This is a genomic window from Natronococcus amylolyticus DSM 10524 (assembly GCF_000337675.1).
Taxonomy (GTDB): Archaea; Halobacteriota; Halobacteria; order Halobacteriales; family Natrialbaceae; genus Natronococcus; species Natronococcus amylolyticus.
This window is the reverse complement of sequence record NZ_AOIB01000031.1, coordinates 248,200-267,640: the sequence shown is the minus strand read 5'-3', so window position 1 is coordinate 267,640 and position 19,441 is coordinate 248,200. Positions and strand designations below refer to the sequence as shown.

19 protein-coding genes and 2 pseudogenes are annotated in these 19,441 nt (G+C 67.1%); 13 read left to right on the top strand and 8 right to left on the bottom strand.

All coding sequences use genetic code 11. The features are described from left to right. Positions 1-28: 28 nt before the first annotated feature. The gene (locus tag C491_RS16540) at positions 29-895 is read right to left on the bottom strand and encodes a VOC family protein (protein WP_005558325.1); all 867 of its coding nucleotides are present in this window, start codon (positions 893-895) and stop codon (positions 29-31) included. Positions 896-981: 86 nt separating this feature from the next. On the opposite strand from C491_RS16540, the gene C491_RS16535 reads away from it, so the two are divergent. The 4 genes from C491_RS16535 to C491_RS16520 all read left to right on the top strand — a co-directional run bounded on the left by C491_RS16535 (position 982) and on the right by C491_RS16520 (position 3,808). Then, positions 982-1,464: a zinc ribbon domain-containing protein gene (locus C491_RS16535; protein ID WP_005558324.1), complete on the top strand. Its 483-nt coding sequence runs from the start codon at positions 982-984 to the stop codon at positions 1,462-1,464. A gap of 117 nt (positions 1,465-1,581) precedes the next feature. Next, the gene (locus tag C491_RS16530) at positions 1,582-2,748 is read left to right on the top strand and encodes an acyl-CoA dehydrogenase family protein (protein WP_005558323.1); all 1,167 of its coding nucleotides are present in this window, start codon (positions 1,582-1,584) and stop codon (positions 2,746-2,748) included. Positions 2,749-2,852: 104 nt separating this feature from the next. After that, positions 2,853-3,374 (top strand): DUF7342 family protein, encoded by a 522-nt coding sequence (locus C491_RS16525; RefSeq protein ID WP_005558322.1) that lies wholly within the window; start codon positions 2,853-2,855, stop codon positions 3,372-3,374. Positions 3,375-3,376: 2 nt separating this feature from the next. Further along, entirely contained in the window at positions 3,377-3,808 is a 432-nt protein-coding gene (locus C491_RS16520; RefSeq protein ID WP_005558321.1) for a hypothetical protein, read from the top strand. Between the two features lie 13 nt (positions 3,809-3,821). Here C491_RS16520 and C491_RS16515 read toward each other — a convergent pair whose 3' ends face one another. Together C491_RS16515 and C491_RS16510 are read right to left on the bottom strand one after the other, a co-directional pair. Then, positions 3,822-4,361: a hypothetical protein gene (locus C491_RS16515; protein ID WP_049892185.1), complete on the bottom strand. Its 540-nt coding sequence runs from the start codon at positions 4,359-4,361 to the stop codon at positions 3,822-3,824. Between the two features lie 358 nt (positions 4,362-4,719). Further along, positions 4,720-6,495 carry a PAS domain-containing protein gene (locus tag C491_RS16510; protein WP_005558319.1) on the bottom strand — a complete coding sequence of 592 codons (1,776 nt, stop codon included), beginning with the start codon at positions 6,493-6,495 and terminating at the stop codon, positions 4,720-4,722. 241 nt (positions 6,496-6,736) lie between these two features. On the opposite strand from C491_RS16510, the pseudogene C491_RS16505 reads away from it, so the two are divergent. Beyond that, positions 6,737-7,655, top strand: a pseudogene (locus C491_RS16505) (ArsR/SmtB family transcription factor). On the opposite strand, the gene C491_RS16500 reads toward C491_RS16505, so the two are convergent. Continuing rightward, the gene (locus C491_RS16500; protein ID WP_049892183.1) at positions 7,652-8,281 is read right to left on the bottom strand and encodes a cupredoxin domain-containing protein; all 630 of its coding nucleotides are present in this window, start codon (positions 8,279-8,281) and stop codon (positions 7,652-7,654) included. The pseudogene C491_RS16505 and the gene C491_RS16500 sit on opposite strands and share 4 nt — an antisense overlap. A 123-nt stretch (positions 8,282-8,404) precedes the next feature. On the opposite strand from C491_RS16500, the gene C491_RS16495 reads away from it, so the two are divergent. Continuing rightward, on the top strand, positions 8,405-9,340 hold the full coding sequence (locus C491_RS16495) for an alpha/beta hydrolase (RefSeq protein ID WP_005558316.1): 936 nt from the start codon (positions 8,405-8,407) through the stop codon (positions 9,338-9,340). A gap of 41 nt (positions 9,341-9,381) precedes the next feature. On the opposite strand, the gene C491_RS16490 is transcribed toward C491_RS16495, so the two are convergent. Then, entirely contained in the window at positions 9,382-10,995 is a 1,614-nt protein-coding gene (locus C491_RS16490; RefSeq protein WP_005558315.1) for a hypothetical protein, read from the bottom strand. Positions 10,996-11,266: 271 nt separating this feature from the next. On the opposite strand from C491_RS16490, the gene C491_RS22995 reads away from it, so the two are divergent. The 5 genes and pseudogenes from C491_RS22995 to C491_RS16470 all read left to right on the top strand — a co-directional run bounded on the left by C491_RS22995 (position 11,267) and on the right by C491_RS16470 (position 15,482). Beyond that, positions 11,267-11,569 (top strand): hypothetical protein, encoded by a 303-nt coding sequence (locus C491_RS22995; RefSeq protein WP_005558314.1) that lies wholly within the window; start codon positions 11,267-11,269, stop codon positions 11,567-11,569. Then, on the top strand, positions 11,566-11,901 hold the full coding sequence (locus C491_RS22990) for a CPBP family intramembrane glutamic endopeptidase (RefSeq protein WP_005558313.1): 336 nt from the start codon (positions 11,566-11,568) through the stop codon (positions 11,899-11,901). The genes C491_RS22995 and C491_RS22990 overlap by 4 nt, the downstream gene beginning before the upstream one ends. Before the next feature lie 173 nt (positions 11,902-12,074). Further along, a complete protein-coding gene (locus C491_RS16475; protein WP_005558312.1) occupies positions 12,075-13,781 on the top strand; it encodes a hypothetical protein in 1,707 nt (568 codons plus the stop codon). A 56-nt stretch (positions 13,782-13,837) separates the two neighbouring features. Next, a pseudogene (locus C491_RS23810) lies at positions 13,838-14,215 on the top strand (PQQ-binding-like beta-propeller repeat protein); the annotation flags it as partial. 70 nt (positions 14,216-14,285) lie between these two features. Next, a complete protein-coding gene (locus tag C491_RS16470) occupies positions 14,286-15,482 on the top strand; it encodes an outer membrane protein assembly factor BamB family protein (protein ID WP_005558311.1) in 1,197 nt (398 codons plus the stop codon). A 33-nt stretch (positions 15,483-15,515) separates the two neighbouring features. Here C491_RS16470 and C491_RS23370 read toward each other — a convergent pair whose 3' ends face one another. From C491_RS23370 to C491_RS24030, 3 genes are all read right to left on the bottom strand, one after another. Next, a complete protein-coding gene (locus C491_RS23370; RefSeq protein ID WP_169331746.1) occupies positions 15,516-15,686 on the bottom strand; it encodes a hypothetical protein in 171 nt (56 codons plus the stop codon). Between the two features lie 95 nt (positions 15,687-15,781). Continuing rightward, the gene (locus C491_RS16465; protein ID WP_005558310.1) at positions 15,782-16,456 is read right to left on the bottom strand and encodes a helix-turn-helix domain-containing protein; all 675 of its coding nucleotides are present in this window, start codon (positions 16,454-16,456) and stop codon (positions 15,782-15,784) included. Between the two features lie 402 nt (positions 16,457-16,858). Continuing rightward, the gene (locus C491_RS24030) at positions 16,859-16,981 is read right to left on the bottom strand and encodes a hypothetical protein (RefSeq protein WP_275040017.1); all 123 of its coding nucleotides are present in this window, start codon (positions 16,979-16,981) and stop codon (positions 16,859-16,861) included. Positions 16,982-17,284: 303 nt separating this feature from the next. Here C491_RS24030 and C491_RS16460 point away from each other — a divergent pair, with 303 nt between their 5' ends. Continuing rightward, positions 17,285-17,572 (top strand): HPr family phosphocarrier protein, encoded by a 288-nt coding sequence (locus tag C491_RS16460; protein ID WP_005558309.1) that lies wholly within the window; start codon positions 17,285-17,287, stop codon positions 17,570-17,572. Between the two features lie 2 nt (positions 17,573-17,574). Next, positions 17,575-19,275 (top strand): phosphoenolpyruvate--protein phosphotransferase, encoded by a 1,701-nt coding sequence (gene ptsP, locus C491_RS16455; protein WP_049892181.1) that lies wholly within the window; start codon positions 17,575-17,577, stop codon positions 19,273-19,275. Positions 19,276-19,441 lie beyond the last annotated feature (166 nt).

Here is a 19,441-nt window from a genome sequence, read left to right as displayed (position 1 = left end):
CCGTTCTGCCGCGACGGGCACTCGCGGTTCACACGGGCGATCTGCTGGGGTCGTCCCGGCGGAACCGAAGCTCGATCCCGTCGGGATCCGTCATCCCGAACGCGCCGTCGTCCCGCGCGCTCGAGGTCGCGTGTCCCGCCTCCTCGAGCCGCGTTCGAAGCGCAGCGAGCCCGTTCTCGTCGGGAACGACGACCTCGACGCGCTCGAGCCCGCGTCCCTGCGGCGGTGCCGACCGACGTCGCCAGACGTTCAGCCCCAGGTGGTGGTGGTAGCCGCCGGCGGCGACGAACAGCGCGCCGTCGACCCGCTGTTTGCACCCGAAGCCGACGGTGCCGACGTAGAACTCCCGCGCGGCGGGGAGCGACGACACCTCGAGGTGGAGGTGTCCGACGGTCGTCCCGTCCGGAACCCCGCCCCGACCCCGTCCCGCGCTCCGCACGCCCTCGACGTCGAGCGGTTCCGTCCCGATACCGACCGTGCCGTCGTCGGCGACGGGCCACTTCTCGCGCGGCCGATCCCGGTAGACCTCGATCCCGTTTCCCTCCGGATCGGCAAGGTACAGCGCCTCGCTCACGACGTGATCGGCCGTCCCGTCGAGGCGCCAGCGCCGTTCGATCCGCTCGAGGGCGTCGCCCAGCGCCGCTCGAGACGGGACGAGCAACGCCGTGTGGAACAATCCGGTCTCGTCGTCCCCGCGAGGCTCCAGTTCTGGCTCCTCCCGGAGCACGACGAGCGGGGTCTCGCCCGCGGCGAGCACCGCCCGGTCGTCGCCGATCGCTCGGGCCTCGAGTCCGAGCACGTCCTCGTAGAACCGGACGACTCGCTCGAGATCGGTCACTCGGAGCGAGACGCGCCCCGGTCGGGTCGCAGCTGGCAGCGTTCCCTCGGTAGCCATGAGTGGACGTTAGCGGCCGGTAGGCGAGACGGTTTCGGCCCGACTCGAGGGAGAGCACTTATCCTTACTGACCGTCTAGTCAGGACATGTCCCAGTCGACGTCCCGGAAGCGACCGTGGCTCGCAGCGCTCCTCGCAGCACTCGTCACCGGGCTGGGCCACCTCTATCTCTGGCGGCTGCGTCGCGCCGTCGGCTGGCTCGCCGCGTCGGTGCTCGTCACGTTCCTCCTCGTCGATCAGGCGGCCTTCGAGACCCTCGCCGGCGGGACCCCGGACACCGACGCACTGCTCGCCGTGTGGCCGATGTACGCCATCGTCGCGCTCAGCGTGGTGGACGCGTACCTGATCGCTCGGCGGCCAGCCGCCGGGAGCGAGTCGTCCGCCTCGTCCGCCGACGGCGAGCCGCCCGTCCCGTCCGCCGACGAGGACGCTGCCCCCTCCTGTCCACACTGCGGAAAGGAGCTGGATCCCGACCTCGAGTTCTGTCACTGGTGTACGACCCAGCTCGGCAGGGACGACGACGCGGAGGAGTCCGCGGCCGACGCGTCGCCGAGCGACGACTCCCGCTGAGGGCTGCTCTCGAGCGCCGAGCCGAAACGGTCGTGACGCCACCAGTGGCGTACAGAAGACCGTGACCCTGTCTCGGTGTGGCACAGAACTACGTCCGCCCGCCCGCAACGAGAGGGCGTGAACGCGTTCGAGACCACCATCGCCGACAGCGTGCTCAGCACCGAACACCGGATGCTCCGGGACGAGACCCGAACGTTCGTCGAAAACGAGGTCCGTCCCGAGGCCCGCGAACGCGACTCCAACGGCGAACGCATGTCCGACGACCTCGTCCGCCAGCTCGGCGAGATGGGATTTTTTGGAATCCTCATCGACGAGGAGTACGACGGGCTCGGGCTGGATCTGAAGGCCTACGCCGTTCTCGCGGAGGAGCTGTCCCGGGGCTGGCTCAGCGTCGGGAGCATCATCGCCCGCGGGCAGAGCCTCGCCGGGGCGACCGAGGCCCAGAAAGAACACTATCTCCCGAAGATGGCCCGGGGCGAGCTGCTCAAGAGCATCGCGATCTCCGAGTCCGAGGCCGGCTCCGACGTCGCGAACATGCGAACTCGTGCCGAGAGGGACGGCGACGAGTACGTCCTGAACGGCCAGAAGATGTGGACCACGTTTGCGAAGGGCTCGGATTTTATCCTCACCTACGCCGTCACCGATCCCGACGCCGAGCCGGCCCACGCCGGAATCTCCGGGTTCATCGTCGAGAAACCCGCCGGCACCTTCGACCGCGACGGACTGAGCGGGCAGCCGATCGACAAGATCGGCTACCACGGCTGGGACACGTGGACCGTGAACTTCGACGACGTGCGAGTCGGCGAGGACAAGCTCGTCGGCCGCGAGGAGGGCCAGGGCTTCTACCAGATCATGGAGTTCTTCGAGGAGGGTCGGGTCCACACCGCCGCGCGAGCCGTCGGCCTCGCTCGAGGCGCCCTCGAGGACGCCGTCTCGTACGCCAAAGAGCGCGAGCAGTTCGACCAGCCGATCGCGGAGTTTCAGGCGCTCCGATTCAAGCTCGCGGAGATGGCGACCCGAACCGAGGCCGCGAGGGCGCTGACGCTGCTCGTCGCGCAAGCGGTCGATCAGGGCGAGCGCGCCGACGCCCAGGCCGCGATGGCGAAGCTGTTCGCCACCGAGGTCGCCGAGGAGGTCACCAGCGACGGGATCCAGGTCCACGGCGGCTACGGCTACACGACGGAGTTCGACGTGGAGCGATACTGGCGGGACGCCCGCCTCACGAAGATCTTCGAGGGAACGAACGAGATCCAGAAACGCATCATCGCCGACCGATTGCTCTGAGCGCTCGTTCGGGGCGCCTCGACGTCGGCATAGCAAGTCAGCGAACCCGATCTAATTATTGACTTCCAAGAAGCTTTATTGAGGTATCGATCGTAGGAGGGAGCATGTCCGATCCGGGTCCCGGTATCGAAGCGTGGAAGAAGCACACGAGTGCGTTCGATCGCGTCCAATCGATCGCTAGCACAGTCTCGCAGCCCCGTTCGGCGTCGGTTATCGCAGACGAGGCAGCAGTCGCGGAGAACACAGCTCGAGATCATCTCGAGCGACTCGTCGATCTGAACGTGCTACTGAAAAGCGAACGAGCGGGAACGACGCACTATATGCCCGACCCGCTCCACACGCGGATGCAGACGCTCCGAGAGCTGCTGGACCGATACGACCACGACGAACTCGTACAGCTGAAAGCTGAACTCCAATCCGAGATCGAGGGGTGGCGCGAGGAGTACGGCGTCGACTCGCCTGTCGACCTCCGTGATCGCGCTGCGGACACGGAAACCGCCGAACAGACGCGGGAGTTTCGGACGACTGCAAGCGACTGGGAACTCGTGGCATACCGGCTCACTATCGTCGAGGACGCGATCGAGAACTACCGGACGTACAGCCAAGACTTCCGCGCATCGGCGTAGAGATGGGTGACACGTACGACTCGGCGGCGGCATCTCACCGGGCGCTTCGCGCCATCCAGCAAGAGCTCGAACGCCACCCGATAGTCACCGAGGTGCGGGGGTTTCCAGCGGGCGAGTTTATACGGGTTGTCGCACGGCTGGAAACGGAACGATGGGGGCGCGACAGCGAAGACGCCACGTTCACCGTCCGCTGGTTTGCAGGGGAGACTGCCGACGCCACTCCCGAGTTCTCGTTCCACTACAGCGACGCGACGACCGATTTCGGATGGCACCACGAACCGAACCCGCACGTCGACGGATGGGGTCATTTCCAGGAACGAAACGCTGCCGGAACGGCGTATTCGTACGAACCACATTCCTTCGGCTCGCTCACCCCTGCACGCCTCGTCTGGGAGGTCATGTCTCTCACTTCGTCGAGGCTGAAAACGACCTGACTCCGAATCGGGTTCAGAACTCGTCGTCGAACTCGTCGCGCTCCTCGAGGTCGCTCAACTTCTCGACCACCGTCATCGCGACGGCGTCGTCCGTCTCGGCGGGGCCGAAAAACACGATCACGTGCTCGTCGGCTGGCTCGGCGACCTCGACGAAGTCCTCGATTATTCGGTCGTCGAGCACATCCTCGTCCCCATCATCGCCGAGTGCGTCCCCGTCCTCGTCGTCGAGTTCGAGGGTTACAGCGTACTCGCCCGAGTCGGTTAACACGTCGTCGTACGTGGCCTGGGCGTCCTCGCCCGCATCGTCACCGCCCGGAGCGAGATCGAACCGATCCTCGAGGACGAGCGAGCCGTCGGGACCTGCCACCTCGACCGAGCCGGCGAGACCCTGCTCCCCGCCGTTCAACACGTTGATGTCCTCGAGAACTAGCCCCGCGAGGAAGTCCACGGCGGTCGAGCAGCCGGCGACGGCTGCCGTTCCGACGGTAGCGCTGACGGCGAGATACCGACGGCGGCTCACGGGAGTACCCGTTCCGGTACGATTGGACGTCATCGTACGCAGCCACTCGAGTCAGCAGACAAATGCTTTGTGCGGTGCAAACAGGTCGTTCAGGCGTCGAACCGGCGAACGCAGTCGACGGCGGACCGGCGAGTTCCGGAGCGCAGCTGGTCCTCTCAGGGAGTGAGTGCAGACGATAGTTTCAACGCCCCGTCTGAAATAGGTGGGACCGAGGGAATCTCGACGCGCGGTGGCACAGACGGGGTGTGTCAAAAACCGTCGCGTTCCCGCGCGAGGACCCTCGGTCCCTATTAATAGTTATCGTTCAGTCGGCATAAGTTTCTTGATCGACTCGAGAGACCAGCGCAGGCGAACCGACCATCCACGTCGAACGCCCAGCATACCCAAGAACTCAGTTTCGGACGGAGTGGACGCTGTCGACGTCACACAGGATATCGAATCGAGCGCCGTCCGAACCGTCGCCGAGGCGAACGTCCCAGCCGTGGGCGTCGGCGATACGCTCGACGATCCGCAGCCCGAATCCGGTTCCGTCGTCGCTCGTCGAGTACCCGCCGGCGAACACGTCCTCGCGCCGGCTCTCGGGTATCCCCGGGCCGTCGTCCTCGAGGTAGAACCCCCGATCGGTCGTCCCGACGGTGACGGTCACGTCCTCGCCGCCGTGGTCGATGGCGTTCCGGAGCAGGTTCTCGAGGAGCTGCTGGAGCCTGTCGTCGTCGGCCTCGATCGTCGTCGACGCGAGCTCGTCGTCGTAGCGAAGCTCCGCCCCGTCGGCTCCGTCGGCGACGAGCTCCCAGGCGTCGTCGACGGCGTCGCGAAGCCGAACGGCGTCCCGAGAGCCGATATCTCGTCCCTCACGCGCCAGCCAGAGCACGTCCTCGGTGATCCGATCGATCCGATCGAGGGCGGTCTCGATCCCGTCGAGGTGCTCGCTGTCGCACTCCTCCCGGGCGAGCTCGAGCCGTCCCGTCGCGACGTTTAGCGGGTTTCGGAGATCGTGGCTCACGACGCCGGCGAACTCGTCGAGTCGGTCGCGCTGTCGTTGCAGCGCCCGCTCTCGCTCCGTCAGCTCGGTGATGTCCCGGCCCTCAGGGATGAGAAGCGTCACGGTCCCCCGTTCGTCGGTCAGCGGTCGCACGGAGAAGTCGATGATCGCCTCGCGATCGGCACCCTGCACCGGGAGTTTGTGTCGAACGAACTCGCCGTTCGCCGCCCGCTCGACGGCGTCCCGCGCTCGTTCCCGGGTGTCCTCGGAGTGCTGGAACCACGCCGCCTCCCACATCTTCTTCCCGACGACGTCCGCACGCTCCAGCCCGCCGAACTCGAGTGCGGTCTCGTTCGCCTCGACGAGCGTGCCGTCCGGTTCCAACAACCCGGTGAACTGGTAGGTGTTCTCGAACACCGCGCGGTAGCGTCGCTCCCGTCGCTTCTGTTCGGTAATATCGTGGAAGAGAACGGTGAGTCCGTTTTCCGACGGGTAGATGTGTTCTCTGTACCACCGGTCCCACGGCTCGAAGTACTCCTCGATCGTTCGGGGCTCGTTGGTAGCCTTCGCCTCCCGGTAGTGGTCGTAAAATGGGGTGTCCGTCGCCTCGTCGAAGGTTTCCCACAGCGAGTTGCCGAGCAGTTCCTCCCCGGGCGTTCCGAAGACGGCTCTCGCCCGTTCGTTGACGTACACGACCCGCCAGTCGTCGTCGAGCGCGAGGAACGCGTCGTCGATCCGTTCGAGGATCGCCAGCGGATCATGGCTCGTAACCCGTTTGAACCGTCTCGCTGTCGACGCCGTCACCGTCTCCTCGATCCGGTTCGCCAGCGTGACGTACTGACTCGCTCCACCGTCCTTCCTGACGTACTCGGTCACACCGGCCGAAATCGCCTCGCTGGCGATTGCCTCGTCGCCGTCGCCGGTAAACAGCACGAACGGAAGCGCCGGATACTCCTCGCGAACCGCGTTCAGCAACTCGAGCCCGGTTCCGTCGACCAGCTCGTACTCCGAGACGACGCAGTCGACGGTTCCAGTCGAGAGCTGTGCGACTCCCTCCGCGATGCTCGGCGCCGTCTCGACCGCGAGCCCGTCGGCGGCTTCCTCGAGCGCGCTCGTGACCGTCCCCGTGGCGTCCGCCTCACTGTCGACGTACAGCACGTCGATCGTGTCGGAAAGCCCTCCCATCACGGATTGTACTATTCAGTAATTTGTACCTGTAAATATAAATTTCTCGCCTCACAAATTTCGTCGTCTCGCCGACCAGCCGCTGCTCGAGCCGAAGCTGCGGGCTGTGCTCACAGTGCTCCCGACGACCGTCCCCGAGGGCGTACCCACACTGGAACACACGACGACTCGAGGGCGGTGGTCTCGCCGTTGTCCGGTTTACCGCGGTCGGTGGCTACCTCTAAGGCGATTCGCGTGTGGTATGGTACCAATGGTCGAAAACAAGGACGCCGCCGCGGCCTTCGGAGTCCTGGCCGACGCGACGCGGATCGCGATCCTGCGGGCGTTCGCGCGGGCGCTCGAGGGGGCCGACGTGGGCTCGGATGATCCCTTCCCCGCGCTCGCGTTCTCGGAGGTGTACGATCGGGTGGACGTGGACTCGACCTCCCAGCTGTCCTACCACCTCGAGCAGCTCGACGACACCCACCTCCGGCGCACCGACGACGGCTGGACGTTCACGCTCGCCGGCGAATCGATCGTTCGGCTCGTCCTGTCGGGCACCTACGCCGGCGACGTCGACTTCGATCCGGTCCCCGTCGACACCCCGTGTCCGGTCTGCGACGCCGAGGCGCTGCGCGTGGTCGTCGAGGACCTCCTCCTGTTCTGGGCGTGTGAGGACTGCGAACGGCGGATGGGCGGGCTTCCCGTCACGCCCGCTCAGGTCCGGGGCCGCGATCCCGAGGCCGTCCTCTCGAGTGCGACCACGCGAATGGTCACGCGGTACTGGCGCTTCCGGGAGAACGCCTGCCCCGACTGCGGCGGCGCCGGAAATCGAACTGCAGGAATCGGCCGCGTCCGTCGACACCCTCGAGTGGACCGCGGTCGGGCGCTGTCAGCAGTGTCGGCGTTCGATCCACGGACCGCCCTCGATCTGGCTCGTCTCCCACCCCGCCTCGATCGCGTTCCACTGGGACCACGGAGTCGACGTCCGGACGTTCGGCTTCCGCGAACTCACCGGGCGCGTCACGGTCGGCCGATGGGAAACTAACCGCGTCGACGCCGACGAGTACCGCGTCACCTATCGCCTCGAGGGCGCCGAACTCCGGCTCACTGTCGACGAGACGCTCGCGGTCACGGGGACCGCACGCGCTCGGACGGTCCCGTCGCACGAACCCGATTAGGAGTGCTCGATCTCGATTCGTCCGCGCTTTTCCCATCCGGCGTGGATCTCGCAGACGTACTCGGCCATCGCCGCCGACGCCTCGAACTCGAGCGACTGGGTCGCCCCCTCCGTCTCCATCAGCTCGGTCCCGTAGTCGTCGACGCGCTCGCCGCTCTCGTCCCAGATCTCGATGTTGTGGGGCTGGCCGTCCTCGTTCTTCCAGCTGAGAACGTACTCTCGGCCCTCCTCGAGCACGATGGCCGGGTTCTTCTCGCCCTCGATCGGCTCCGGTTGGACACCCTTCCAGCCGGCGGTCGTGGCGCTCAGTACGATCTCGTCGACGTCGGTCCACGCGTCGCGTCCGTCGCGGGAACCATCGTCTTCGTCCTCGTCGTCGGTGTTCGGCTCCGACGTCTCGGCTTCGTCGTCGTTGCCTCCGTCTATCGGGTCCTCGCCGTCGTCGCCGCCGCTATCGGGCGCCTCGGTCCGACTCTCGTTGCCGTCGTCACCGGAGTCGTCGTCGACGTCCCCGTTTTCGTCGCTCGTTTCGCCCCCACCGAGACAGCCGGCAGCGAGAGCGGCCATCGCCGTTGCGCCGGTGAGTCCCAGCGCCTGGCGTCGGGAACAGTCTATTGGTTGTCTCATAACTAGAGTTTCAGCTTTTGCTACTATAGATGCCATGTAGATAACAGCCGGTTAACAAGTCACCAACTACAGCACGAACGCCCGAATCGGAACACCTTCCCTCGAGTCGCCGAACGATCGGGTATGCACGCCGACCGGATCGATCCGCAGGCGAAGGCGGCGCTCGAGCGCCAGAACCGGTTTTCACTACCGCACAGCCGTCGCGGTCTGAAGCTCCTCCGCTACGTCACCCACGCGACGATGTGGGTCGAGAACCGAAACCCGCCGCAGGTGGGACGAACGGTCGACCGGACGATTCCCGGACCCGCCGGCGACCTCGACGCTCGTCTCTACCTGCCCGAGGCGGACGGACCGTTCCCGACGATCGTGTTCTTCCACGGCGGCGGGTACGTGCTGGGGAGTATCGCCACGCACGACTGGCTGTGTCGCCAGCTCACGCGCGAGAGCGGCTGTGGCGTGCTCTCGGTCGACTACCGACTCGCTCCCGAACACCCCTTCCCCGCGGCGGTCGAGGACGCCTCCGCCGCCGTCGAGTGGGCGGCCGCCAACCCAAGCGCCATCGCCGGCACGGGACGGCTCGCGGTCGCGGGCGACTCCGCCGGCGGAACTCTCGCGGCCGTCGCCGCGCTCATGGCCGCCGAGCGCGACGGTCCCGAGATCGACCACCAGGCGCTGCTCTATCCGAGCGTCGGGATCGAACCCGACCAGGCCTCGATGCGAGAGCACGCGGGGATCGTCCTCGAGGCGGAGGATATGGAGTGGTTCCAGAACTGCTACTACGAGAGCGACGTTCACGAGCGAAACCCCTACGCCGACCCGACGAACGCCGGCGACGTCTCCGGCGTCGCGCCAGCGACGATCATCACTGCGGGGTTCGATCCGCTTCGTGACGGTGGGAAGGCCTACGCCGAACAGCTCGTTCGCGACGGCGTCGCCACACGCTACGAGAACTACGAGGCGATGGTCCACGGGTTCATGACGATGCGCGACGTCGACCGCGCTCACGAGGCTATCGCCGACGTTGCCGCGGATCTCGCCGATGCGTTCCGATCCGACTGACTGCGGCAAGTTACGGCTGCCGTGGCACCTCTCAGATCCGATCAGCAGGCTGGCGTCCCTGTCGGCACGACGATCGTCACCGGATCGCTCCCGGTCGTCGCGTAGATCGCGTGTCCGCCGTCGATCGCCGCGTCGTACGCCGGCTGCGAGATCGTAACCGGCGTCTCCGGATACTGCTGGGCGCCGACGGTCTGCCAGGATGACTGTAGCGCCGTCGGACAGTGCAACTCGCCGCCACCCTCCCGCAGCCAGTCCGCAGCCGGCTGGGACGACCCGCCGGCCTCGTAGTAGTTGCCGGCGATCCGGGTGAGGTGATCGTCGCTCGTCCACTCGGCCCCGAGCGTCGTCGTCGCGAACGTCGCGGCCGCGAACTCCTCGCCGGTCGTCGTCCCCTGGTAGGACAGCGCCTCGAGCCCGACGAACGCGATCGGAAGCGAGGCCAGCGCGCAGAGACAGAGGACGACCGCGAGCGAGACGGCGACCGTTCGCCGCGAGCGAGGCGTCGTGCGGTCAGCGAGGTCGACGATCGCGACGCCGGCGCTGACGACGACGGCGAGGTGGGCGAACGTCTGCCCGCGCTGGACGAAGATCTCGATGGCCGGGTCGACACCCCGCGTGAGCGAGAACCCGACCCAGACGAGCGGGGCGAGCAACAGCGCTAACACGACCGCTCGAGAGCCGTGTGGCCCGGTCGCGCTCGGAACGCCCCAGCTTCCGAGCACGGCGAGCACGACCAGTGGCGCGAGGAGAACGAGCAACAGCGACGGCGGTGCCATCGTCCCCGGGAACACGCCCCAGACGGCGTCCGCGACCACGACCGCGAACCCGAACAGCAACCCCCCGCCGATCGTCCCGCGAACGACGGCCGGAGCCGCGGTCGACAGCCAGTATGCGAGCGCACACAGCAACACGATCCAGGCGACGAACAGCCCGTACTGCTCGACGGGTTCGCCCGTATACGCCGGGTCGACGACCCAGTAGTACGCGCCGACGTAGGCCCACACGACGACGAGAAGCACCACGCTGAGCGCCCGGCGCCGCCAGGTTTCCAGCCCGGCCAGCACGCAGACGGCCGTCAACGTCAGCGCGGCCATGATCGCGCTCAGGTGGTGCGTGATCGGGAGCACGAGCAGGAACGCACCCGTTACGAGCCCCCAGCGCCGCTGCTCGGTTTGGAAAAAGCGGTACGCCGCGATCGCGACCAGCGGAACGAAAAGAATTCCCAGGACTTCGTAGCTCACTGCGACCGTGCGCCGGAGGAATACGCCCTCGAGCGCGAGGGTCGTTCCGGCCGCCAGCGACGCGATGGCGGTCACCGAGGGTGCGGTCCCGCGTTGGTCGGCAACCTGCCAGGTCAGTACCGCCGCGATCACCGACGGGACGGCGCCGACGAACGCGATGGTCGGCTGTGCGATCCACAGCGGTGCGACCGCGGTGACGAGCGCGACGATCGAGAGCAGCGTCGGGAACGTGTAGCCGTAGGGCTCGACCGTCTCGACGAGCGAGCCGGCCGCGATACTGTCGCGAGCCTGGGCGGCGAACACGAACCCGTCCGGATTGAACGGGTACGGCGTCCACAGCGTCGGCGCCATCCGGACTGCGAACGCGACCGCGAAAACGGTGAGGGCCACGACCGCGAGTCGCCGACGGACCATCCGACTGTACGCGGTCGCGGTACCGAGTTAACGATTCCGACTCCAGCCCGGAAATTTATCCGAACGCTCGATAGCCGTCTCGAGCTCTCAACCAGCACGGATCTAACTGCGTTGTCACTCGGTCGCATACATCGGGTATGGACATCGGGACCCGCTCGAGCACCGGTCGCCACCGATTCGAGAGGACCTGATACGCCGACGGCGTCGCCTCGAGGAGACGGTCGAGCCGCTGGCGGACTGCTCCCCTCTCCGTGCGATCTTCCTCCCGCTGGTGCCGATCCTGACCACTGCGCTCGTGCTGACCATCGGGATCGCCGCCCACCGGGGTGCGGATCCTGGCTGGCCGGACTGGACGCTGCTGGTGCCACTCGGTGCAGCGTACGTCGCCGTCGTTGCCGGGCTGTACTGGCGGTTGGACCGAACGACCTGGCGGGCAGCCGCGATCGTCCGCTCTCCGACGCCGCAGGAACTCGGCGTTCCAGTAGTGGCTACGGCCGTCGGGGTCGGGATCGTCATCGCCGGGAACGTCGCCGCGGCGGCGGTCGGTCTCGACCCCACGCCCGCGCTCCGGTGAGGAGCACCGTCGGGATCGCGGCGCTGGTTCTGACGTCGCTCGTGATCGCCCCGGTCGCCGAGGAGATCCTGTTCCGCGGACTGGCTCTCGGCCACTTCCTCGCACGCAGGTACGGTGTGGTGACTGCGAGCGTCCCGTCAGTCGCGCTGTTCGCGCTCGTTCACGTCTTCATGGCTGGCGCGGTCAGCGTCGCCATCACTGGCGCGCTCGGCGTCGTACTGACGGCGCTTCGGCTGTGGTACGACAGTCTCGTCGCGCCGTGGCTGATGCATCTCCTCGTCAACGCCTGGGGACTCACGGTGACGATCGGGTTGGTACCAACTCCGTGGTGACAGCTTAGTAACCAGTTAACGCCGGGTTTGGTCTCGAACTCTCGCTTGCAGCCGGCCCTCGGCGCGAGTGACGGGTGACGGTATTTGAGCCCGGGGCTGGTACTTCGGAGCATGCACTACACAGGAGCGACAGTCCGTCTCGAAGCATCGTCTCGCGTGCGTTCGTCCGACCGATGAACAGCCCGCCGGACGTGACCGCCGACGCGCCGTTCGGTCGGAACGACGAGGCCGCTTTCGACCGGCTCGAGGACGCGCTGGAACTCGGCGAGGATCACCACCTTCCGGACGAGCGCGGCGCGCGCCGGATCGACAACCCGAACGGGGTCCGGATCGAGCCCCGCGAGGACCTGCAGGGGCTCGTCTGTCGACTGTCCGAAACGCTCGAGGAACAGCTTCGAGCCCGCCTCGTCCACGAGGGGACCGTCCTCGAGCGCCAGACGATCGGGACGCTCGCGGCTGGCGACGCGTTCGCGTTCCGGACGCCGCTTTCGGCCGGCCAGCAGTACGACGTGCTGATCGACGCCGGGGCGGACCGCGAGTACACGCGCGGGCGCGCCGAGGTCGAGTATCCCGTCGAGGGCGAGCGGCTCGCGGCCGTCGCGGGCGTCTACTCCCGCGACGGGGCGACCAGTGACGCGTACCGGTACAACGTCGCGGCGATCGCCCCGCTCGAAACCCCGTACGACCCGGTCGCGGACGCCGATTTCGACAGACCCGCAGCGACCGAAACGGTCGACGTCGTCGAGAGCGACGCGATCGACCACGACGGCGATCTCGCCGCCGAGATCCGGGCGTACGTCGGGACCGGGACCGAACCCGTCGAGTTCGTCCTCCCGGCGGGGAGCTACGACTGGTCCTCGGGGCTCGCCCTCTCGCAGCCGATCGAGTACGTCGAGATCCGCGGCGACCCCCGGGCCTCCCTCGAGGTGCGATCCCACGAGCCCGATGCCGCCTTCGAGTTCGGCGAGTGGGACGCCTCGGCTCCGCCACAGAAGGTCGTCGTCAGGAACGTCGATGTCGACATCGCGGACGCCGAAAGCCGGGACTGCGGGCTGATCCTCGCGAACGTCGGACGCGCGGTGATCGACAACGTCGAACTCGTCGGCACTCGGTGGCGCCACGGACCCGACGGTGGCGACCGCTATACGCTCCTGGTCAACACCTGGGACGCCGACGCCGAGAGTCTCGTCCGAAACGTCTCCCTGCCCGACGGCGCGGTCGCCGACACAGAGGAGGGGGCGGTCGGCCACGAGATCGGGTTCAGCGCCGATCCGCCTCACGAGGGACGCAACGTCTGGCAGCGGTGTTTCGTCGCCGGCTACGTCGACAACGGGTTCTACACGGCGAACTCGCCGGGCGAGAACGTCCTCGAGGAGTGTGTCGCCGCGAACTGCGGGAACGGGAACGTCCGCCCGGGCATCAACGACGCGGTTCGGGACTGCAGGATCGTCCTCGACCGAGGCTCCGATCAGCGCTACCCCGGGGCCGGCCTCTGGCTAAACGGCGGCCGTCCCGTCGCCGAACGCATCACGATCGCTGCGCCGGACGCGGGAAACGATGTCGTCCGGGTCAACAGCGGCGCCGACGGCGGCGTGATCACCGATCTCGACGTCACGACCGGTGCCGACGCGCCGTCGCCGACGCTTCGCTGTACGGCTACGTCGGAGACCGATCCCGTCGGCGTCCGAATCGAGAACTTCGTCCTCAAGGACGCCAGTTCGGTCACGACGACCGACGACGGCGATCCCGTTCCGTCGGTCCGAATCGCCCGTCCGGACGTCGAACTCGCCGACGGGGTGATCGAAGCGACCCACCGGGACCCGATCGGCGGCGATCGCGATCCCGACCTCGAGAACGTCGACGTCCGCGAGGGTCAGTAGCCCGATGGTTAACACAGTTGTAGAGTAAGCAATTCTGATATATACGGTCGATAGTAATGCGTCCGCTCCGGATCCGAACAGGTATGGAAAACTGTAATCGGCGATCCGTGCTCGCGACCGGCGCGATCATCGCGGTCGGAACGGGTGTCGCGACGGCGAAGCCCAAACGTACCGACGACCTACCGACGTTGGGGGAAAGCGACGGCTGGTCGTCGGTCGATGGCGGTCCCGGGAACGCCCGTCGCGCGGACGCGAACGCACTCGAGACCCCCGACACCGTCGCTTGGCAGGACGAGGGAGGCGGCGAACCCGCCGTCGTCGACGGAACCGTCTATCTCGCTGGCGACGAGGTCCGCGCGCTCGATGCGGCCGACGGCTCGCTCGAGTGGGAGACGACGATCGACGGGCAGAGTCCGACCGTGACCGTCGCGGACGACACCGTCTACGCCGGCGGCGAGGAACTGGTCGCGCTCGAAGCGGAAACGGGGAGCGAGGTGGTTTCTCGTGGGTGCGCAGGTCGTCGAACCACACGTCGCGCTCGAAGCGGAAACGGGGAGCGAGGAGTGGTCGACGACCGTCGGCGACGACTCGGTGTCGGCACCGCTCGTCGCGTTCGGGACCGCGTACGTCCTTTCCGAGGGAACGTTGTACGCGTTCGATGCGACCGACGGCTCGCTTCGCTGGGAGCGCGAGTCCGTCGACGTCGACGGCTACGGCGGCGGACCGATGGCGTTCCAGACCCGACAGAGCCAGGTCGTCGCGACGGACGACGCGGTCTGGGCGGTCCTCGAGGGGGCCGGGCAGGACGGGCTGGTCGAACTCGAGCCCGCGACGGGCGAGACGCGATGGAGCGGCCCCGTCGACGCCGGCACGGGTAGTCTCGCCGCTGCCGACGGAACGCTTCTCGTTCAGAACAACAGCCTCGAGAGCGTCTACACGTTCGACGCGGAGCGCCGAGAGACCGAGGAGAAGCTCAGCGACGCCTACGTGCTGTCGATCGACGACGGCGTGGCGGTCACGCAGGGGCGGTACGATCTCCAGGCCGTCGCGCTCGACGACTCCGGGCGGACGACCGGGTGGACCCACAGCGGGTCGTACACGTACGGGCTTCCGGTGATCGTCGGCGACACCGTCGTCGTCACACACTCGAGCCCGGATCCCGAAGCCGGCGACGACGCGATCCTCGGCCTCGACCTCGAGGACGGCAGCGAGAGCTGGGCGTACGAGTTCGACGACGACGAGCGCTGGACCGACGGCGCCGACGCCGGGTTCCTCGCCGTCGAGAACGGGACGGTTTACGCACAGCGAGGGCAGGATCTCGTCGCGATCCGGCCGACCGACTGGGAAGAGAGCGGCGACGAGGACGAGGGCGACGAAACTGACGACGGGGACGACACGAACGGCGACGACGAGGAGTACGAACCCGACGAGGACGACGGCAACGACTCCGAGGGGAACGAAAGTGCCGGCAACGAATCCGGCAGTAACCAGTCGAATGGCGACGAGAACGGTGGGCTCGAGGACGACGATGGTACTGACGACGGCAACGGCGACGATGCGAGCAACGAGACCAGTGAGGACGACGGCGACGACACTGACGGGATGCCCGGATTCACGGCCGGTGCCGGGATCGCCGGCGGCGCGCTCGGTCTCGAGTGGCTGCGCCGACGCGCGGGTACCGAGACCGAGCTCGAGGACTGATTTCGGCGTGCCCGTCCCGGGTGCGGTGGGTCACTAATCGGACGCGATCAGCTCGGCCGGCCGAAACGTGTTCGGCTCGGAGAGCGTCACGATCGTGTGTCCCGTCTCGGTGAAGTGATCGATCGTTTCGCGCGTTCGCTCCTCTTTCGGCTGTCTCTCTGCGCTGCGAATCTCCCAGTTACAGTTCAGACACCGCTTTTGCATTATGCGCGGTAAGCGGGGCTATCGAAATCAGTTCTCGGGTTCCATTTGCAGGGTTGCCGACTCCGAGCGAACGCGGGACCTCGATCTGTCGGCGGTTAGTCCGAGAGCGTCGAGGAGGGCGTGGGCTCTGCTTCCTCCGTCGTGACGTCGAGTTCCGAGGTGACCAGCGACCGGTACGCACGCCGGAGTCGCTCGGAGAGCGCCTGGTGGGAGACCTCGAGCTCCTCGGAGAGTTCCTGCATCGAAACCTCCCGCGGGATCTCGAAGTAGCCGTGGTTCGCGGCCGCGACCAGGGTCTCGTACTGTCGCTCCGTGAGCCCTGCCTGCGAGCGGTTGCCGTTGTCCGTTTCGTAGAGACGGATGATCGTCGGCTCGAGCTCGCGATCCTCCAGTTCGTCGTAGATCGAACTCGCGTCGCTTCGATCCTGGACTCGAATGTTGAGGACCCACGAGCCATCCACGGCCGAGGCGTCGAGGATGGTGCCGTCTTCCTCGAGAACCAGCTCGAAGAGGTCGGTAGTCTCCGAACTGAACCGAACGTTGTACAGCCACTCCTCCTCGCTGCCGTTGATTAGCGTGTACTCCTCGATTGGCGAGGCCGCCTCGAGGCCCGCCTCGAGCTCCGATCGCGATGCTCCGGAAAGCCACAGGTCGTATCCGTTCGAGACGATAGCGGCCTCCGCTTCGCAGGTGAGCGACGGGACGGCGTCGAACAGTTCCGCCAGTCCGGTCCCGTCGCCCGAAATCTCGAGATTGACGATCGAGGTCATGAGTTGCTTCTACCAAGACCGTGAACCGGCATAGTCCCGTTTCCAAACTGATTGGGAGCTATAGTAGAGAATGTATTATTATAGTATGAGTACAGTGCTGAGTATTTGAGGAACCCGTCGCCGCATTCGGCTCGAGCCCACGCTCGGGGCTGCAAAGGTACCGCTTTGAGGCGTCTTGCCTTTGATCTCGAGTGCGCCGTATGCTGTGGAGGGACACATTCTGCACAAGTTATGTCGCTGAAGGGCTACGACGGACGCTGATGGCTGGAATTCGATCGGTACTGGGATGACTGTGGCCGGCCGAACGAGTGGTCCCACGCCAGGGTGTCGCCGAATCGAGCCCGCGACTCGAGGGCCGAGCCCGAAGTCACCCGTTCGGTAGCGTAAGCCTGATGCGCTCTGTCACCGCTGCTCCGTGCGGTCGTTCCGACGGTCGGATTGCCACCTTCTGATAGCCCAGTTCGGCAGGAAGAAGACGACTACTGCCGCCACGAACAGAAAGCCTGCCGCGAGGACTGCGATCATGTTCCATCAGAAAATGTTCCTGTAAAAAGCACGTCTTTCGCTCGGACGAATCGGCGAACACAGCGTGCCGACCGATCAGGAGTCCGTCGCAGGTGGTTCGGTACGAAACGGGTACAGACGATACTGTTTAGCGCGACTGCGTGCTCCGTTCTATCGAATGCGACAACCAAACGAAATGCCGTTCGTGCGGGTCGAGGGGACGTCCACGGTCAGACACGATCACGGACCCGACGCGGACGACGTTCCGAAACGGTCGGATCCGCGAACGGTTCGGGGCCGGGCCGTGCCGAGGGAGGTGTCGATATGAGCAGCGAACGTACCGTGACGATCGTCCCCGAGGCTGGACTGCACGCCCGTCCGGCCGCGAGGTTCGTCCAGACGGTCAACGAGCACGACTCGGACGTACAGATCGCGTACGGCGACGACGACCCGATTTCGGCGGGCAGCATGATCGCGGTGACGAGCCTCGGCGCCGAATCCGGCGAGGACGTCCGGCTCATCGCCGACGGTCCCGACGAGGAGGCGACGCTGGACGCCCTCGAGCGCGTCCTGACCACACCCGAGGACGAACTCGCCGACGCCGAGGAGTGACGATGACCGAACGCACGCTCACCGGCATCGGCGCGACGCCGCGCTCGGGCGCCGGGACGGTCGTCTGGTACAGTCCGGACGCCGGCCTGCCCGACCCCGACGAGGCGGACGTCGATCCCGACGCCGAACGCCAGCGGTTCACGGACGCACGCGAAACGGCCCGAACCGAACTCGAGGCCGAACGCGAACGCACCGCCGAGCGCGTCGGCGAGCAGGAAGCCGAGGTCTTCGATGCACACCGCCAGTTCCTCGCGGATCCACAGATCGAGGACGGCGTCGAGAGCGCCCTCGAGGACGGACTTCCCGTCGAGCACGCCGTCCAGCGGGCGTTCGCCGACCCGATCGAGCAGTTCGCGGGGATGGGCGGACGCACGGCGGAGCGAGCCGACGACCTCCGGGACGTCCGGGATCGACTCGTTCGGATCCTCGCTGGGGACGATCGGGTCGACCTCGACGAGCTACCCGAGGGTTCGGTCGTCCTCGCCGAGCGACTCACGCCGAGCGACACCGCTCGGCTGGATCCCGATCGGGTCGCCGGCTTCGCCACCGTCACCGGAGGCCGAACGTCCCACGCTGCGATCTTCGCCCGGTCGCTGGCGCTCCCGGCCGTGGTCGGCGTCGGCGACGACCTGCGCGACGTCGCCGAGGGGGCGACGGTCGTCGTCGACGGCGAGGCGGGCGAACTGGTCGTCGACCCGAGCGAGGAGCGCCGCGAGGCCGCACGCGCCACCCGCGACGTCGAGATCCGCGAGGTGCCGGTGACGACCGCCGACGGCGCCGAGATCGAGGTCGCCGCGAACGTCGGTCGGCCGACCGAACTCGAGGCGGCGAACGCCCGGGGCGCCGACGGCATCGGGCTCTACCGAACCGAGTTCCTCTTCCTCGATCGCGACGCGCCGCCTGACGAGGACGAGCAGTACGAGACGTACCGCGAGGCCCTCGAGACGTTCCCGGACGGCCGCGTCGTCGTTCGAACGCTCGATATCGGCGGCGACAAACCGATTCCCTACCTCGAGCTGCCAGACGAGGAGAACCCGTTTCTCGGGGAGCGCGGCATCCGGCGCTCGCTCGGCCCGGACGCGGACCTCTTCGAGACGCAGCTCCGAGCGCTGCTCCGGGCGGCCGCCGACGGGGAGGGACGGCTGGCGGTTATGTTCCCCCTCGTCGCGACGCCCGAGGAGCTGACCGACGCGCTCGAGACCGTGAGCGGGGTCGCCGACGCGCTCGACGAGGAGGGCGTCGACTACGCGGTTCCCGAACTCGGCGTCATGATCGAGACCCCCGGCGCCGTCTTCACTGCACCCGAACTCGCCGCACGGGTCGACTTTCTCAGCATCGGGACGAACGACCTGACACAGTACGTTATGGCCGCGGCGCGCGAGAACGAACGCGTCGCCGGGCTCCGGGAGCCGCGCCACCCCGCCGTGTTGCGAGCCATCGCCCGAACCGTCGAGGCGGCCCACGAGCACGACGCCTGGGTCGGCATGTGCGGGGAGATGGCCGGGGATCCCGAACTGACCGAACTCCTCGTCGGGCTGGGCCTCGACGAACTCAGCATGAGTGCGGTCACCGTCCCGGAGGTCAAAGCCGCGGTCCGGGGGGTCGACACCGAGGATGCAGCCGATCGCGCGTCGGGCGCGCTCGAGGCGGCAACCAGCGCACAGGCTATCAAACGTATCGAATCCGGCGCCACGAACCGGTGACGTTCGTTGCAGTCACGTCCCGTCCGACGTCCAATCAGTGTCGCACGTCCGCGGCCGCTTCTCGAGTCGAGGCTGCGGTAGCCTGTAGGCGGTGTCCCGGACAGTTCGATCTTCGTCTCCCACTTTCGTAGACTACCCTTCAGTCCCGGAAAGCGACGCGTCTTCC

Excerpts from the sequence above, each read along its gene's own strand:
- C491_RS16540 (WP_005558325.1), bottom strand. The coding sequence starts at position 895 with ATGGCTACCGAGGGAACGCTGCCAGCTGCGACCCGACCGGGGCGCGTC.
- C491_RS16535 (WP_005558324.1), top strand. The coding sequence starts at position 982 with ATGTCCCAGTCGACGTCCCGGAAGCGACCGTGGCTCGCAGCGCTCCTC.
- C491_RS16525 (WP_005558322.1), top strand. The coding sequence starts at position 2,853 with ATGTCCGATCCGGGTCCCGGTATCGAAGCGTGGAAGAAGCACACGAGT.
- C491_RS16520 (WP_005558321.1), top strand. The coding sequence starts at position 3,377 with ATGGGTGACACGTACGACTCGGCGGCGGCATCTCACCGGGCGCTTCGC.
- C491_RS16515 (WP_049892185.1), bottom strand. The coding sequence starts at position 4,361 with ATGACGTCCAATCGTACCGGAACGGGTACTCCCGTGAGCCGCCGTCGG.
- C491_RS16510 (WP_005558319.1), bottom strand. The coding sequence starts at position 6,495 with ATGGGAGGGCTTTCCGACACGATCGACGTGCTGTACGTCGACAGTGAG.
- C491_RS16500 (WP_049892183.1), bottom strand. The coding sequence starts at position 8,281 with ATGAGACAACCAATAGACTGTTCCCGACGCCAGGCGCTGGGACTCACC.
- C491_RS16495 (WP_005558316.1), top strand. The coding sequence starts at position 8,405 with ATGCACGCCGACCGGATCGATCCGCAGGCGAAGGCGGCGCTCGAGCGC.
- C491_RS16490 (WP_005558315.1), bottom strand. The coding sequence starts at position 10,995 with ATGGTCCGTCGGCGACTCGCGGTCGTGGCCCTCACCGTTTTCGCGGTC.
- C491_RS16475 (WP_005558312.1), top strand. The coding sequence starts at position 12,075 with ATGAACAGCCCGCCGGACGTGACCGCCGACGCGCCGTTCGGTCGGAAC.
- C491_RS23370 (WP_169331746.1), bottom strand. The coding sequence starts at position 15,686 with ATGCAAAAGCGGTGTCTGAACTGTAACTGGGAGATTCGCAGCGCAGAG.
- C491_RS16465 (WP_005558310.1), bottom strand. The coding sequence starts at position 16,456 with ATGACCTCGATCGTCAATCTCGAGATTTCGGGCGACGGGACCGGACTG.
- C491_RS24030 (WP_275040017.1), bottom strand. The coding sequence starts at position 16,981 with ATGATCGCAGTCCTCGCGGCAGGCTTTCTGTTCGTGGCGGCAGTAGTC.
- C491_RS16460 (WP_005558309.1), top strand. The coding sequence starts at position 17,285 with ATGAGCAGCGAACGTACCGTGACGATCGTCCCCGAGGCTGGACTGCAC.
- ptsP (WP_049892181.1), top strand. The coding sequence starts at position 17,575 with ATGACCGAACGCACGCTCACCGGCATCGGCGCGACGCCGCGCTCGGGC.